Origin of the sequence: Butyrivibrio sp. AE3004, assembly GCF_000703165.1 — a bacterium.
GTDB lineage: Bacteria > Bacillota > Clostridia > Lachnospirales > Lachnospiraceae > Butyrivibrio.
The window spans coordinates 46224-60567 of record NZ_JNLQ01000002.1; the positions used below are offsets into that span (position 1 = coordinate 46224).

Here is a 14344-nt window from a genome sequence, read left to right on the forward strand (position 1 = left end):
TCGTTATGGAACCAAGAACAGGAATACCCATAGAAAAGTGGGATGAAGTAAATGGAACCATCTCTGCCCCGACTCAGAATATAGGAGCGGAACGGGATACAAATGTCATGCCCATGATCACCGGAGATGTTTCACAGGGAGAACGTTTTACGCAGCTTCGTGAACAGACTGGTATGAACAGAAAAGAGTTTGCTGAATATCTTGATATTCCTTACAGGACCATGAGCGACTGGGAGAATAATCTCCGGACAATGCCAGCATATGTGTTTTCACTCATCGAGTATAAAGTCAGGTCTGAGTTTGGTATTAAGCTCCCTCAGGAACTTGATCCCAATACAATCGGTAATGTCAGAAGAGGACTTGAAGACCAGATAGAGCAGAATGACAATATGATTGGTGATGGAATAATCAATAACACAGTCAATGTCATTGATGATAACGCCAATGGAATCCCTGATGAGGATGAAAAGCTTTATGAGAGGCAAACTGCTACAGAGAAAGTCAGCATGCCCAAGGTCAGTGTTAAAGAAAAAGAAGAGAAGACATCTCTTTTGAAAATGCTTCATGACTGCAAGCCCGAAGCAGATGACAGACCTCACAGGCAACTCGCCCCTGAGCTGGTGCTTTGATATGGAAAAGAACACAGAGATCCATCTTAGGATATCCGACCATGATAAGGATATGATCAAAGCAAAGATGGATTCCGCAGGTGTAAAAAACCTAAGTGCTTATATCAAGAAGATGGCAATTGATGGTTATATCATTGTCCTGGACTTGTCGGACATAAAAGAAGTGGTCAGGCTCATGCGTATCAACAGCAACAATCTTAATCAGTATGCAAAGAAAGCAAATGAGAATGGCAGTATTTACCAGCATGATATCCAGCAGCTTAAAGAACAGCAGGAAGAAATATGGATAGCAGTAAAGGGGGTTCTTGCCCGCCTTGCTGCAATACAATAGTTGGATGGCCATGGGATTAGTAAAAGTCTCATGGCCGTTTTTTTGATTCCACGGAGGAAATATGGCAGCAACAAGACTGATTGCATTACATCATACAAAGGGCAGGACGCTTCATAAGTGTCTCAGCGAGAGAACTGATTACGCTATGAACCCTGACAAAACAGATGATGGTACTTATGTAACTTCATATGCGTGTGATCCAAAGACAGCCAGTGAAGAGTTTCTTTTGTCAAAAAGAAATTATGAGCAGATCACAGGTCGGAAGAGAAAAGATGAGGTCATAGCATATCAGATAAGGCAGTCGTTTCGTCCGGGCGAGATAACACCAGAGGAAGCGAACCGCATCGGTTATGAAACTGCAATGAGATTTACAAAAGGAAATCATGCTTTTGTTGTGGCAACACATACTGATAAAGCTCATGTTCATAATCATGTGATCTTTAACTCTACTACGCTTGATTGTCATAGAAAGTTCAGGGATTTCCTCGGATCGGGAATGGCTTTGGGACGACTTAGTAATATCGTCTGCTTGGAAAATGGTTATTCCATCATTGCTCCAAAACCATATCATAGTAAGACAACATACATCCATGAAGACAGAGGTCCGAGCTTCCGGGACAAACTTCGTGATGCAGTAGACATTGCTCTTTCAAAAAAGCCAAAGACATTTGAGGATTTTCTATCAGAATTATTGGCACAGGGCTATGAGATTAAGAGAGGCAAGCATACATCTGTCAGAGGAAAAGGGCAGAAGCGCTTCATCAGATTTCGTTCTCTGGGTAAAGGATATACGGAGGATGAGCTCAGGAAGAAAATTGAAGGTGTAGCTAAAGGGACTGACCTTAACAAAGAAAAGAAACCTTCATATAAGGATGATAGTTTTGACCTTCTCCTTAATCTTCAGGACATCATTGCTAAGGGAAAAGGTCCTGGCTATGAGACCTGGGCAAAGAAGTACAATGTAAAAAATGTTATGAAGGCTCTTATCTTTTTTCAGGAGCAGGGACTTAGAAGTTATGCTGAGCTGGAAAAGAGAGCAGGAGATAAAGCAGACCGCTTTGATAAAGTCAGCAGCGATATAAAGGCTTATGAAAAAAGATTAAAGGAAATCTCAGAGCTTCGTGGAAATATCATTACCTATGGAAAGACCAAGGATGTGTATACTCAGTACAGACAATCGGGCTACAGCAAAAAGTTTTTTGCAGAACATAAGGATGATATCATGGCTCACAAAGCTGCAAAGGATTCTTTTAACAGGATAGAAGGAAAGCTTCCTTCGGTAAAAGAGTTGACCGCTGAGTATGAAGAAGTCCTGGCGAAAAAGAAAACTGCTTATGCAGAATACAAAGAAGTGAAAAAAGATATGCAGACATATCAGGTTGCGAAGTATGACATTGATAAGATACTTGGCATTGATGGTCAGCAGAAAGAAACAAAACATCAGGAACATACACGTTAAGCATCAGGGCATCGCTATCCATGGCGGTGCCCATATTTGTTTCTTTGCCGGTAATCATCGGTGGCTATTTCCAGAAAAAGCTTCGAAGAAGCGTAGTCAGATTTTCAAATCTGATGCGAGGGGATTGGGGATGTGCCCCAACAAGTGAGCAGAATGTGGACACATCTGCCCCACTTGCCACGTTAGCGTGCCGGTTTACCGGGGATGGGGCAGGTGATGCTTTTTAAAAGGGGGATTTTTAAAAATGAAAAAAGAAAATGAAAATAACAAAAAGAAATACGAAGTGATCTATGCGGATCCGCCCTGGAGATTCAGAGTCCATTCTGAAAAAGGCAAGGGCAGAAATGCGGATAGACATTATCCTACCATGAAGCTAGAGGATATCTGTGCATTACCTGTAGCGGATATTGCTGCGGAGAATTGTGCGCTGTTCATGTGGGTGACATTTCCAAATTTACGTGAAGCGTTTGCAGTTATCGATGCCTGGGGATTTACTTACAAGACAGTTGCATTTGTCTGGGTGAAACAGAATAAGAAATCGGATTCTCTTTTCATGGGCCTTGGCTATTGGACAAGATCCAATGTCGAGATGTGCATCATTGCAACCAAAGGTCATCCAAAAAGAATTGGCAGGGATGTTCATTAGGTCATCATCAGTCACATCGAGGAGCATAGTAAGAAGCCTGCAGAGACAAGAGATAGGATCGTAAATCTCATGGGTGATGTTTCAAGAGTGGAACTGTTTGCTAGGCAAAAGACTCCTGGTTGGGATACCTGGGGGAATGAAGTGGAAAATGATTTGGAGTTGGTGGCATGATTGTTTATTGCCAGCAATAAGAGATGACGTAAATAAGAAGTGACTATTATGCCCGAGAGCAGAGATGCCCTCCGGTGTTTTTTATTTGTGGGAAAACTAGTCTTGTGCAAATCCCTTCTTCAACATTTCATATTGCTTGTTTCCAGCAAGAGCTTGTTCAATTTCCTCTGCATGGAGAGCTATCAAGCCGTCAATGGAAGTATCACTTATGTATGGATCGTTATGATGGTTACGACCATAGGACACTATTTTTATGATAAGACTCCATGCTTTTTCGCGATCAGTTATAATATCGGCGATGCATTCTTCACCAGGCCGTAATGACTTGCACGACTCCGGTAAATCTTTTGCGAGTTCAAATAGTTCTTCATCAGGCATTTTTGTTAATCCATCTATGAACAGTCTGTCAAAATATCTTTCTCCCGTAACTATATAGTAGCAATCTAGTCCGGCCTCGAGAAGAACACTTATCTTGTCGAAGGGAATGGGATATCTCCCGGATTCATACCTGCCATAATGTCTTGGAGACACGTCCATTATTTCAGCCATCTCTTCCTGAGTTAGGTTGTTCATGAGTCTTTCTATGCGCAGTCTTTTTGCTATTTCTTTATAAAAATGTCGGTCATCTGCAGAGATACCGTTGCTTTTCATGTTCAAATTACCTCCGTAAACTATTTGTGAATTAAGCTTATCGAATTAGTTTTGAAAAGTGTAGGACATAAAACAACAATTCTATATTTTTTTGCGAATGAAAAATGATTACAGATTCAGATAAATAGTGGACTTATGGAACTGTCATTTTTATTGGACTCGAGATATGTCATTAATAGAGTGTAAGGTGAAATGAGCTTCAAATGAGGTGATAGCCATGAGCAGACTGATTTATTGGATAAAGAAATGCATTCATAGAAACAATAAGTTTTGTAAACATTTTTGTGTGACGTGCGAGTTCTATGAATTCTGTAAACGAGACGGTGACTTAGCATAGGAGGCGGCCATGAGTATAAAGATAAAAGTTTTATTGGGAATAGCCACATATATATTTATGTTAATAGCATGCCCTTTGTGAGCTGCAGAAAGGAGCAGTTATGTTTTTTGGAAAAAGAGATAAGTATGTAAGAATACCTGATGCTCAGTATAAAAATCTTGTCAGCAGCATGAGTAAGAAAGATTGCAGAGAGTTTGATCGTAAACAGGAGCAGCTTAGACGAGAGAGAGACGAAGACAGGCTTATGGGATGGTTTTTCCTGGAGGGTGAACTTGATGATATGTGAAAATTTATCCTTTTTAGCAATCTTTAATAAGTTGGCCTGGGGGCTTCGGCTTATAATATAATTTGAGGTATTTTGTGTATGGGTATTAGTGCAAATAGCAGTACATCATTAGATTTTTCTGATGTGCTTTCAATGATAAATGAACAGGAACATGCCAATTTGCATGGTGAGCAATACGATATAGTGTCGAAGGTTGCTTACCTTCTTGGCATAAATAAACGGATATTTGAAAACGAGGCTGAGCCACCAAAGCTTGCAATATACAAGAAATTGGAGATGGATAAGAAGGCTCGCATCATAAGAAATCTATGCATACTAAGGACTCAGCTTGAACATAATTTTCTGAAAGTATGCCAGGGAATTCAACAGGAAGGTCGAAGTATTCTTGGGATGCCTGAGTACATGCCATTGGATGCTATGCAGCAGCTTTCAGATGATGGCATTGAGATATATGTTCATATGAAGGAGCCCACGCCTTACTTGATAAATCTTAATCAGAATATCAAGAGCCGTATCAATAACTGCAGGGATCTCTTTCCAGAGTGGATTAACTGGAACTATCTTTCTGACATTTTTATCATGCCAGATGGTTTGTCTGAAGAGGGAACAAAAAAGGCAGCGGCTTATTACTATGAAAACATGAACTGTTATCCTTATAAGCAGTATCTTAATTGGCCTGCAGAGGATGAGGGAAACATACTTCTTAATGACAGGAAGTTTGTTACATTACTGTATCGATGGAACAATGATGAATTTCAGAATCTCAGTCTGGTTTCAGATGTCAGTGAGAAGACAAAAGCAAATATTTATACCTTTATTGAAAACAGTGATAAGTGTGTATTTATAGTTGATTGTGAAAACTCCGATCCATATAGTCTGTGTGCTGCGATTAGGAATTTGGAACCGGAGCGTTTGCAAAAAATAGAGAAAATCATTTTGTTCGACGATATTCATGCTGCATCGGCATGGGAACTGCTTGGATCATATGTAAAGATTCCGGTTGAGTACATAATGATAGAGCGCCTTAAGGATAATAAGTCCCTGGCAGATGTAAAGGTTGCAGCTCGCACCTGCAAGGAGTTCTATACAAATAATGTGGATTCATTTGTACTGGTATCAAGCGACTCTGATTACTGGGGATTGATGGAAGAACTTCCTGAGGCGAAGTTTTTAGTAATGCTGGAGCATGAGAAGACAAGCTATGCGTTGAAAGAGACGTTAATAAAAAATGATGTTTTCTATTGTTATATAGATAGCTTCTATGCTGGTGGAGCAGACGATATTAAGATGGAGGCTATTCAGAAGGAACTGGCAAGGTCAGTAAAGGCATCTCTTGATTTGAATCTGAAAGAGTTGATGTGTGATGTTCTTAATAGAACAAGGATTCATATGACCGATGCTGAGATAGAAGGTTTCATCAAGAGGAAGGTAAAGAATCAACTATCAGTTGATGTTAAAGAAGATGGCGAGGTAGTGTTGTCTTATAGATTTAAAAAGTAATACTTGATTTACTTTAAGACAATAATTGAAATAATAATGGATAGTATAAATAACGGAGATTATTGGGGCAGTCTTTTACAGGGGATTGCCCTTTTTGACATCGGGGTAATATATAATACATGTTGACAATATACGCCATATATTGTCTAATATATGCAAAGTATTGCTTATAATAGGAGAATATATATGTCGACAGAAAAGGAAAAAAGTGAACGCTTCAAAAGAGTAGCAGAGGGTAGGACAAATAAGATAATTGATCAGATTAGATTGCTCGGGAACTGCGCCAATAAGTCGAATTACGAATATAGTGAAGAGGATATAAGAAAAATCTTCTCTGCGATAGAAAATGAGCTTAGATTGACTAAAGCCAAATATCAGTCAAAACAGAAAAATAAGAAGTTTGAGTTGTAAGGAGAAGTGATTATGAAACGCTGGAGATATATTTCAAATAATAATTCTACAATAGTAGGAATAAATGATGCGGGAATAGAGACTTTTACAGCTAACATGAATAAGTCACTTGTACGTGAAAACGTCCAAAACGCCTTAGATGCTGTTCTGACTAATACAGAAAAACCTGTTGAGGTTGAATTTGTTTTGTTTGACGTGCCTAGAGAACGAATACCAGATGTTGACACATTGCAGGATGCTATTACTAAATGCAAAAAAAGTAATAGAAACGAACCGGATGCGTTTAAGTTTTTTGAGACAGCTGAAAAGGTCATATCACAAAAAAAGGTGAGTGTTTTACGAATCAGTGACCATAATACGATAGGGTTAGAAGGATCTGATACATGTGAAAAAGGGACAAGTTGGAGCAGACTTGTAAAAGAGAGTGGCTCATCTAATAAGGGACAAGGGTCAGGTGGCAGTTTTGGCATTGGAAAATCCGCGTCTTTTGCATGCTCAGATTTACGAACGGTATTTTACTCGTCAAAAGATACCAAAGGATTGCTGTCCAATATAGGTGTCGCAAAACTAGTGTCATTTGAAGATGAATCTGTTGGTGGCTTAACTACTGGGACATGTTATTATTCGGATGATAAAAGATTTGTTGCAATATCAGAATTGGCACAGTTTGATCCAGATTATGAGCGAAACAGTTCAGGGACAGATATTTATGTAATAGGAATGCATGAGGTTGATGATTTTGAAAAAACATTTACGAATGCTGTTCTGTTTGACTTCATGGTTTCGATAATTAAAGGTAAACTTTCTGTCAAAGTCCAAGATAAGGTTATAGATAAAAATAGTCTTCCTAGATATATGGCAGCGATTAATCCTTATGAATCAGATGAGGCAAAGGAATTATTGGATTACTATCATATTTTGACTTCTAATGATCCTACAATAAAAGAGATAAAGCTTGATTCAAAAGTATATGGTGAGAAGTATGGATTTAAGGATGGAGAGTGCACGTTATATTTGCAGGAATCAGAAGGCTTGAATAGGAAAGTGTTGATTACAAGACGAGCTGGTATGCGGATTTTGGAACAAAACAGAATTAGTGGATCCATTGAGTTTTCTGGAGTCATGATAATCGATGGCGATAATATGAATGAAGCATTCAAAAAGATGGAGGTTCCTTCTCATGATGCTTGGGAGCCAGGAAGATGTCGAGGAGAGGTCAAAAGGTATACAGCAATTTTGGCTGATTTTAAAAGGTACATAAAAGGATGTGTAATAGATAGCTTTGCCAAGGATAATACGACATCAATGGATGCAATAGGAGCAAGCGATTTTTTGCCAGATACTATTAGCGATGAAGAGGAAAAACTGAAAAAAAACGAATTAAGCACGAGGATAATCAATATAGATACTGCTGATAGAATTCCTAATAATAAAAAATCAAAAGCGTTAGATTTAGTTGATGTGGATGAAATGGTATCTGGAGTTGGCAGCGGAAGCCATGAAAAACAACCTGTGCCAGGACCAAATCCGGGACCAAATCCGCCAGGCCCAAATCCAGGACCGGGTCCAGGCCCAAATCCAGGACCTGAGCCAGGACCGAATAATGGAGACAATGATAACGGGCATGGAGAACAGGAAGAAAATCCAACTTCGTATAAAGAAATAAGCGTAAAAAAAAGACTCATATGCAAGAATGCAAGTGATGGGGTATATACCTTAAGAATGATTGTTCCATCTGATGCATCAAAAGGTAAGCTGAAATTTTCTATTTCTGGGGAACAGAGCGATTTTGATTTGCCAATAAGAGAAGCAGCAATTGTATCTGGCTCTGAATCAACAGCTGTTTCGGGTATAATTGGCAATTCTGTACAGCTTGATGATATGAGAAAGGGAGAGACAATTACGTTGGAGCTAAAGGTGGATTTTGATGGTTACTGCATGATGGAGGTGGATTATTATGCGAATAAAAGATAGTTTGTCTCCATATCCGATATTAAACGATTTTGGTGATGATTACTTGGATTCATCGTTCAGAGTTGAGTATGTTGTAAAAACACAATTTTCAGAGATTACTGGAGAGCTATTCTTCGAGCTTGATAATGAAGATATTGAAAACTTAATAGATAGCAAAAAGGCTCAATTTATTGCACATGTGGAATGCCCATCAACATGTTATAGGACAATATTGAAATCGTATGAACCTTATTTGAGTTTTAGATTAGATAGTACTGAAGTATCTAAAGTTATTGAAATACGCACGTTTGTGGTGCTAACTGAAAACGTAGAAGGGTTTTCTTCTAAAAAATTCCATCCTGATTATGCGGGCCAGACTTTTAACCTTTCTGCCCATCAGATAATTGCTGTAGGGACAGCAAAAGATTTTAAGATAAAGAATGATGATAGAGATTTGGATTCGCTTCCGTCCATTATTACAATAGAGAAGTTAAATGATAGTAAGCGAGGATCCATAGCAGTTAATACCGATAATGATGAGCATATAATCATAGGACTAACGGAAGAAGTTTATGATCTGTATAGAAATCTGGGGAAAAATAGGTTTAAAGCAACAGCTTTTAGTTTGGTTCTTATGCCAGCATTGATGATTGTGCTGCAGAGGATGCATGCTTGCAAGGATGAAGAAGATGTTGCTTCAAGACACTGGTTTCAGGTAATCAGAGATCTGTTGGAAAAAAATGATTGTAAGCTTGAAAATATTTCAGCAGAGGATGATAGTTTGCTCAAAGTATGCCAGAAAGTTTTTTCGGATCCTATAGCAAGAAGTTTTAAAGAACTACAGGATAGAAGTGAAAGGATGGGATAGTCTATATGGTTTTGATGTATTTGGATCAAAGGGCTATTGATGATATTAAACTCAATTTTGAAAAATATAAAGATCACTTTGAAGATGACACGAATAGGTGGTTTATAAAAAGATTCTCAGAAAATGGATGGATAAAAGAATCTAAAGTACAATGCAATGAGTTTAGGTTTGTTACGGAGGGAGATTATACTATTACTGATGCGGAAAATGTCAGGATAATATATGAAGCACTTAAGGATTTAAGCCCAGCGATTGCTACAGATGAAAGGCTATGGGCTGGTATGCTTTTTTGTCAGTTCTGGGATTATGTTAGATATAGAAGATGTAAAGAACTAGAATCTGGAGATAAACAAGACGTTTTAAATTCTTTCTTATTTATGAGAGGCACAAAGAGAAGTTGTTTTATTAATTGTTTAGCTAGGTTATGGTGGACAGGCTTTTTGCTATATGATGCTGATAGCGATAAGCATTATGAGGCGGTTAATTTTGTCTGTGAAAATGCTTATGCGTCATTGATTGTGCTTCTATCTTCTAATGGTTTTGCTGCTAACAAAAAACTGATTTTGGGGGTAATAGATGCAATAAGAGAGCGTGAGGATAGGGGAGAAAAAATCGGAAGATACCATTTTGTTGAGTCGGATAAGTATTTGAATTGTCTTGGGGGGACACAACTTCTGGATACTATGTCGCGGGAAGATGTAAAAGGCAAGGTGGCTGGCCGACTTGAAAGAATTTATGGACAGATTTGAGAAATTGGTAAATTTGAATATGGTTTTGGGATGGTGATACATATGATTCAGGAGTTATCAAATGAAAGAACCAAGATTTAAAGGGATTACATCTGAAAAATCATCTCACAATATGAGCAAGATCCATGGAAAGGATACAAAGATAGAAGTCATCTTGCGGAAAGCTCTTTGGGAAAAAGGATATCGCTATAGAAAAAACTATAGGGCTATACCAGGATGTCCGGATATAGCCATTACAAAGTACAAGATTGCCATTTTTTGTGATGGTGAGTTTTTTCATGGTAAAGACTGGGAGGTGTTGAGACCAAGACTTGAACAGGGGAAAAACCCTGATTATTGGATAAAAAAGATAGAGAGAAATCGTACTCGTGATAAAGAGAAAGACGCGGAATTGTTATATCTAGGATGGACGGTGATACATTTTTGGGGTAAAGACATATTAAAGAAAACAGATGAGTGTATCAGAGTTATTGAAGAGGCTGTCTTTGACAACAAAATAGGAGATGATGAAATTGACTGAATCCTTACGTTTTCAGGATATGGAGGCAGAAAAGAGTCTGGCTGAGTTCATGGATGATTATCTGTACTCAAGAATGCATGCCAAGGATGGTGGGCCTTTACGTTTCACGCGGATGCAGGATAAAGAGTCACAGCTCAAAGGGATTGATGTATGTATCGAGACGGGTGGCAGGAAGATATTCATAGATGAGAAATCGTCTCTTTATTATAGTAATGCGATGATACCGACATTTGCATTTGAGCTTGATTCGATACAGCGTGGCCATTCAGAACCAGTTGAAGGATGGTTTATAAACGATGCCCTAATGACGGAGTATTATATGCTGATATGGCCAAATGTAAAATGTGAGAATAAGCAAAGCGCATGGGTCAGAAAAGATATTGGTAATCTGAGAAAAGATGATTTTACTATTGTTGAGGCTATGTTGATCCAAAAAGTAGAGCTTAGAAATCGTATAGAAAGCATAGGATATACCAGGGACAGGCTTTTAGAATATGCAAAACGCTTGAGAAAACTGTATGAGGGTGATAATGGTCAAAAGGAAGAAAAAATAAACGATGAGGTCAAGTTTATGTATTCAGGCAGGCTTGCAGAAAAACCTATCAATCTGGTCGTCAGGAAAGAGGTACTAAAGGAATCCGCGAAAAAGATCTATCTCATTTCCCAGGATGGATATGCGACCATTAAGGAGTAACAAACGAATGGATATAAGAATTGAGTTTGAATATGACAGGACTAACCCAAAATCTATAGAAGCTTATGCTCAGAAATTGATAGGAAAATCATTCCGTCAGATCATGGATGACGATAAGAATGTTCTTAGAGAGGAAGGACCTACATATGGAGAATCAGATGTGACCGAGGTAAAACGCAACAAAGGCAATCTTGGTCAGATCATCGAGGAATGCTTTTTCCATTATTCATGTAACAGTGATGCCAGAGCGGATTTCCCGGAAGCGGGAGTGGAATTGAAGGTCACACCTTATAAAATCAATAAGAATGGGACTCTTGCAGCAAAAGAAAGGCTCATTCTTACAATGATAGACTATATGACAGTCGTTAATGAGGACTTTGATCATAGCCACTTCTGGAACAAGTCTAAACTCATACTTCTTGTGTATTATCTCTATATGAAGGAAGCAAAGTACAACCTTGATTACAACATCGGGTATGCTAAACTGTTCACTCCACCGGAGCAGGATCTTAAGATAATACGACATGATTATGAAATAATCGTTTCTAAAATAAGGGCAGGTAAAGCACATGAACTTTCTGAAGGGGATACGATGTATCTTGGTGCAGCTCCCAAAGCTGCGACTTCCATGAACAGAAGGAAGCAACCGTTCAGCGATGAACCAGCAAAGCCAAGAGCATTTGCATTCAAAAATTCCTATATGACTTATGTGCTTAACAATTATATAGTTCCCGGAAAAGATACTTATGAGCCGATAATCAAAGATGAAGTGGTTGACTCTTTTGAGGATTACGTTGTTGACAGGATAGATGCTTTTGCGGGATATTCTGTGGATGATCTCTGTGTGAAGTTCGATATAGATGCTTCCAAGAAACCTAAGAGCCTTGAAGCCTTGTTAGCATATAGAATTTTGGGCATAAAGGGAAATCATGCTGCAGAATTTGAAAAGGCTAGTATTGTTATAAAGACTATCCGTATTGGAAGTAATAATAAGATCAAAGAGAGCATGTCCTTCCCGACATTCAAATTTAAAGAGCTCATCGAAGAAGACTGGGAGAATTCTACCTTTGGCAATTATCTCAGAGAGACAAGATTCTTATTTGTTGTTTATAAGTTTGATCCCGATGACACATTGAGACTGAAAGGCGCCCAGTTCTGGAATATCCCGTATGAGGATCTTGAGGTCGAAGTAAAGTCAGTATGGGAGAGGACAGTACGGATCCTAAAGGAAGGGCTTAAGTTTGAAAAGGTCAATGGAGTATATCAGAATAATTTTCCTAAAGCATCAGAGAATCACGTCAGCCATGTAAGGCCTCATGGTAAGAATGCGAAAGATACATATGAACTTCCTGATGGGAGACAATATCCAAAACAGTGCTTTTGGCTTAATAATACTTATATCCTCGAACAGATAAATGATGGATTAAAAGAATGATTTTAGCGTATTGATCCAGTTGATCAATTTTATCTTCTGTGATATCATCTTTAGTGGAGATTAATCAGAAGTGTTGATCCTAGCACTGTTCTGTGGTAAGATTTTTACTATATTATTTGGAATGGAGTTTGTCCGGTATGGAGAAAAAGGTTTGTGAATTATTTGCAGGTGTTGGAGGATTCAGATGTGGTCTGAACTCAATATCTTCTGTTGAAGATGCGAAAAAGCCTGAGAAATGGGAGACTGTATGGTTTAGTCAGTGGGAACCAGCAGATAAAAAGACTCAGTGGGCACATGATTGCTATGTTAATAGATTTGGAACATGTTTTGATCTTGATGGAAATGATACAACAAATGAGGATATCAACGCTGTAGATAAAACAAAAGTGCCGGATCATACCCTTTTGGTCGGCGGATTTCCGTGCCAGGATTATTCTGTAGCTTCAACTCTTGCCACATCTAAGGGGCTGGAAGGAAAGAAGGGAATCCTTTGGTGGGATATCAGGGATATGCTTGAGGCGAAGAATTCCCCTTTTGTATTATTGGAAAATGTAGATAGATTGATAAAGAGTCCTGCAAGCCAACGTGGGCGTGACTTTGGTATCATCCTGGCTTGCTTCAGGGATCTTGGATATACAGTTGAGTGGAGAGTCATAAATGCGGCTGAATATGGATATCAGCAGCGCAGAAGACGTACATTTATATTCGCTTATAGAAATGATACAAATTATGCAAAGAGAATGCTTGGGTATGCAAACTATATATCAATGCATGGTGATGAACTCCATAAGCATAGCGTTTCTAAGTTGATACTTAAAGGCGGTTTTTTTGCAACAGCATTTCCTGTAGCGCCACTTGATGCCAAGTACGTAAAAGTAGGGAAGCTTCCCAATGGGATAGGAGAGTTGTCGCAATCATTCAGCTTTACTTTTGAGAATTCTGGAATGATGCTGGATGGAACCATTTACACTGCCAAGACAGTTCCGGATTATGATGGAAAGCAGAGAACACTTGGGGATATCATGGAGACCGGTGATGTTGATAAGCAATTCTTTATTCCTAAAGAGAAGCTTTATTATACAAGCCCGGATATTACTCATAGTGATGAAACAAAAGAAAGGCTTTCCAAAGAGGAACGCCAGACATGGCAATACCTGAAGGGCGCAAAGAAACTTTGCCGCACTGCTGCGAACGGACATGAGTATGTGTTCTCAGAAGGTGCAATTCCTATGATTGATGAATATGATAAGCCTGCCAGGACGATGCTTACAAGTGAAGGGTCTTTTAGCAGGACAACACATATCGTTAGAGATAAGCAGACAGGTGAGATAAGGCTGCTAACTCCGATAGAAATGGAGCGAATACAGGGGTTTCCGTCAGATTGGACTAAAGAATGTCTTGTTAACGGAGAAAAAGTTGAAATGCCAGTAAATAAAAGAAAATTTATGATGGGTAACGCATTGGTGGTTGATTTGATAAAGAAAATGGAACCAGTGCTTTCAGAGATTTTTGAGAATGAATAAAGTTTTTGGGATGGTATGACTTTATATGGGACTATAAAATGATTCCTCTGGAATCTGTAATATTTTTATAGGGGATTATAGATATTACTTAGTCGTACAATAGTCATTGCAAGTATAAAAGAAGGAAATACATGTTCAAAAAGAGCTGCTACTAATCAGCTCTTTTTATTTTTCTGTCTAC

Annotated in this window: 15 protein-coding genes and 1 pseudogene; 15 read left to right on the forward strand and 1 reads right to left on the reverse strand. The window is 38.7% G+C overall.

Annotated elements, in window-relative coordinates; all coding sequences use genetic code 11:
• Window positions 1–5 precede the first annotated feature (5 nt).
• The 5 genes and pseudogenes from BV60_RS24140 (at window position 6) to BV60_RS20785 (ending at window position 3236) form a co-directional block, all read left to right on the forward strand.
• Complete coding sequence (locus tag BV60_RS24140; RefSeq protein ID WP_330376176.1) at window positions 6–629, forward strand: helix-turn-helix domain-containing protein; 624 nt, start codon at window positions 6–8, stop codon at window positions 627–629.
• A 1-nt stretch (window position 630) separates the two neighbouring features.
• On the forward strand, window positions 631–960 hold the full coding sequence (locus BV60_RS0102485) for a plasmid mobilization protein (protein WP_029319256.1): 330 nt from the start codon (window positions 631–633) through the stop codon (window positions 958–960).
• Window positions 961–1021: 61 nt separating this feature from the next.
• Complete coding sequence (locus BV60_RS0102490) at window positions 1022–2419, forward strand: relaxase/mobilization nuclease domain-containing protein (protein ID WP_029319258.1); 1398 nt, start codon at window positions 1022–1024, stop codon at window positions 2417–2419.
• 20 nt (window positions 2420–2439) lie between these two features.
• The gene (locus BV60_RS22975) at window positions 2440–2646 is read left to right on the forward strand and encodes a hypothetical protein (protein ID WP_156035923.1); all 207 of its coding nucleotides are present in this window, start codon (window positions 2440–2442) and stop codon (window positions 2644–2646) included.
• A gap of 17 nt (window positions 2647–2663) precedes the next feature.
• Window positions 2664–3236 (forward strand): annotated as a pseudogene (locus BV60_RS20785) (MT-A70 family methyltransferase).
• A 96-nt stretch (window positions 3237–3332) separates the two neighbouring features.
• Here BV60_RS20785 and BV60_RS0102500 read toward each other — a convergent pair.
• Complete coding sequence (locus tag BV60_RS0102500) at window positions 3333–3887, reverse strand: helix-turn-helix domain-containing protein (protein WP_029319260.1); 555 nt, start codon at window positions 3885–3887, stop codon at window positions 3333–3335.
• Between the two features lie 437 nt (window positions 3888–4324).
• On the opposite strand from BV60_RS0102500, the gene BV60_RS0102505 reads away from it, so the two are divergent.
• The 10 genes from BV60_RS0102505 (at window position 4325) to dcm (ending at window position 14163) form a co-directional block, all read left to right on the forward strand.
• Window positions 4325–4510, forward strand: a complete 186-nt coding sequence (locus BV60_RS0102505) for a hypothetical protein (protein ID WP_029319262.1) — start codon at window positions 4325–4327, stop codon at window positions 4508–4510.
• 78 nt (window positions 4511–4588) lie between these two features.
• Complete coding sequence (locus BV60_RS0102510; protein ID WP_242840931.1) at window positions 4589–6010, forward strand: NYN domain-containing protein; 1422 nt, start codon at window positions 4589–4591, stop codon at window positions 6008–6010.
• A 186-nt stretch (window positions 6011–6196) separates the two neighbouring features.
• Window positions 6197–6421 (forward strand): hypothetical protein, encoded by a 225-nt coding sequence (locus BV60_RS0102515; protein ID WP_029319265.1) that lies wholly within the window; start codon window positions 6197–6199, stop codon window positions 6419–6421.
• Window positions 6422–6433: 12 nt separating this feature from the next.
• Window positions 6434–8395: a hypothetical protein gene (locus BV60_RS23420; protein WP_051656466.1), complete on the forward strand. Its 1962-nt coding sequence runs from the start codon at window positions 6434–6436 to the stop codon at window positions 8393–8395.
• Window positions 8379–9242, forward strand: a complete 864-nt coding sequence (locus BV60_RS0102525; RefSeq protein ID WP_029319269.1) for a hypothetical protein — start codon at window positions 8379–8381, stop codon at window positions 9240–9242. Before BV60_RS23420 ends, BV60_RS0102525 begins: the two co-directional genes overlap by 17 nt.
• A gap of 5 nt (window positions 9243–9247) precedes the next feature.
• Window positions 9248–9991, forward strand: a complete 744-nt coding sequence (locus BV60_RS0102530) for a DUF6339 family protein (RefSeq protein ID WP_029319271.1) — start codon at window positions 9248–9250, stop codon at window positions 9989–9991.
• Window positions 9992–10052: 61 nt separating this feature from the next.
• Complete coding sequence (locus BV60_RS0102535; RefSeq protein WP_029319273.1) at window positions 10053–10511, forward strand: very short patch repair endonuclease; 459 nt, start codon at window positions 10053–10055, stop codon at window positions 10509–10511.
• On the forward strand, window positions 10504–11205 hold the full coding sequence (locus BV60_RS0102540; RefSeq protein WP_051656467.1) for a hypothetical protein: 702 nt from the start codon (window positions 10504–10506) through the stop codon (window positions 11203–11205). The genes BV60_RS0102535 and BV60_RS0102540 overlap by 8 nt, the downstream gene beginning before the upstream one ends.
• Before the next feature lie 7 nt (window positions 11206–11212).
• On the forward strand, window positions 11213–12640 hold the full coding sequence (locus BV60_RS0102545; protein WP_029319278.1) for a Sau3AI family type II restriction endonuclease: 1428 nt from the start codon (window positions 11213–11215) through the stop codon (window positions 12638–12640).
• A gap of 137 nt (window positions 12641–12777) precedes the next feature.
• The gene (dcm, locus tag BV60_RS0102550) at window positions 12778–14163 is read left to right on the forward strand and encodes a DNA (cytosine-5-)-methyltransferase (protein WP_029319280.1); all 1386 of its coding nucleotides are present in this window, start codon (window positions 12778–12780) and stop codon (window positions 14161–14163) included.
• The last annotated feature ends 181 nt before the right edge of the window (window positions 14164–14344 follow it).

What these genes read in the sequence shown, in the direction of transcription:
- BV60_RS24140 (WP_330376176.1), top strand. Translation starts at nt 6, where the DNA reads ATGGAACCAAGAACAGGAATACCCATAGAAAAGTGGGATGAAGTAAAT.
- BV60_RS0102485 (WP_029319256.1), top strand. Translation starts at nt 631, where the DNA reads ATGGAAAAGAACACAGAGATCCATCTTAGGATATCCGACCATGATAAG.
- BV60_RS0102490 (WP_029319258.1), top strand. Translation starts at nt 1,022, where the DNA reads ATGGCAGCAACAAGACTGATTGCATTACATCATACAAAGGGCAGGACG.
- BV60_RS22975 (WP_156035923.1), top strand. Translation starts at nt 2,440, where the DNA reads ATGGCGGTGCCCATATTTGTTTCTTTGCCGGTAATCATCGGTGGCTAT.
- BV60_RS0102500 (WP_029319260.1), bottom strand. Translation starts at nt 3,887, where the DNA reads ATGAAAAGCAACGGTATCTCTGCAGATGACCGACATTTTTATAAAGAA.
- BV60_RS0102505 (WP_029319262.1), top strand. Translation starts at nt 4,325, where the DNA reads ATGTTTTTTGGAAAAAGAGATAAGTATGTAAGAATACCTGATGCTCAG.
- BV60_RS0102510 (WP_242840931.1), top strand. Translation starts at nt 4,589, where the DNA reads ATGGGTATTAGTGCAAATAGCAGTACATCATTAGATTTTTCTGATGTG.
- BV60_RS0102515 (WP_029319265.1), top strand. Translation starts at nt 6,197, where the DNA reads ATGTCGACAGAAAAGGAAAAAAGTGAACGCTTCAAAAGAGTAGCAGAG.
- BV60_RS23420 (WP_051656466.1), top strand. Translation starts at nt 6,434, where the DNA reads ATGAAACGCTGGAGATATATTTCAAATAATAATTCTACAATAGTAGGA.
- BV60_RS0102525 (WP_029319269.1), top strand. Translation starts at nt 8,379, where the DNA reads ATGCGAATAAAAGATAGTTTGTCTCCATATCCGATATTAAACGATTTT.
- BV60_RS0102530 (WP_029319271.1), top strand. Translation starts at nt 9,248, where the DNA reads ATGGTTTTGATGTATTTGGATCAAAGGGCTATTGATGATATTAAACTC.
- BV60_RS0102535 (WP_029319273.1), top strand. Translation starts at nt 10,053, where the DNA reads ATGAAAGAACCAAGATTTAAAGGGATTACATCTGAAAAATCATCTCAC.
- BV60_RS0102545 (WP_029319278.1), top strand. Translation starts at nt 11,213, where the DNA reads ATGGATATAAGAATTGAGTTTGAATATGACAGGACTAACCCAAAATCT.
- dcm (WP_029319280.1), top strand. Translation starts at nt 12,778, where the DNA reads ATGGAGAAAAAGGTTTGTGAATTATTTGCAGGTGTTGGAGGATTCAGA.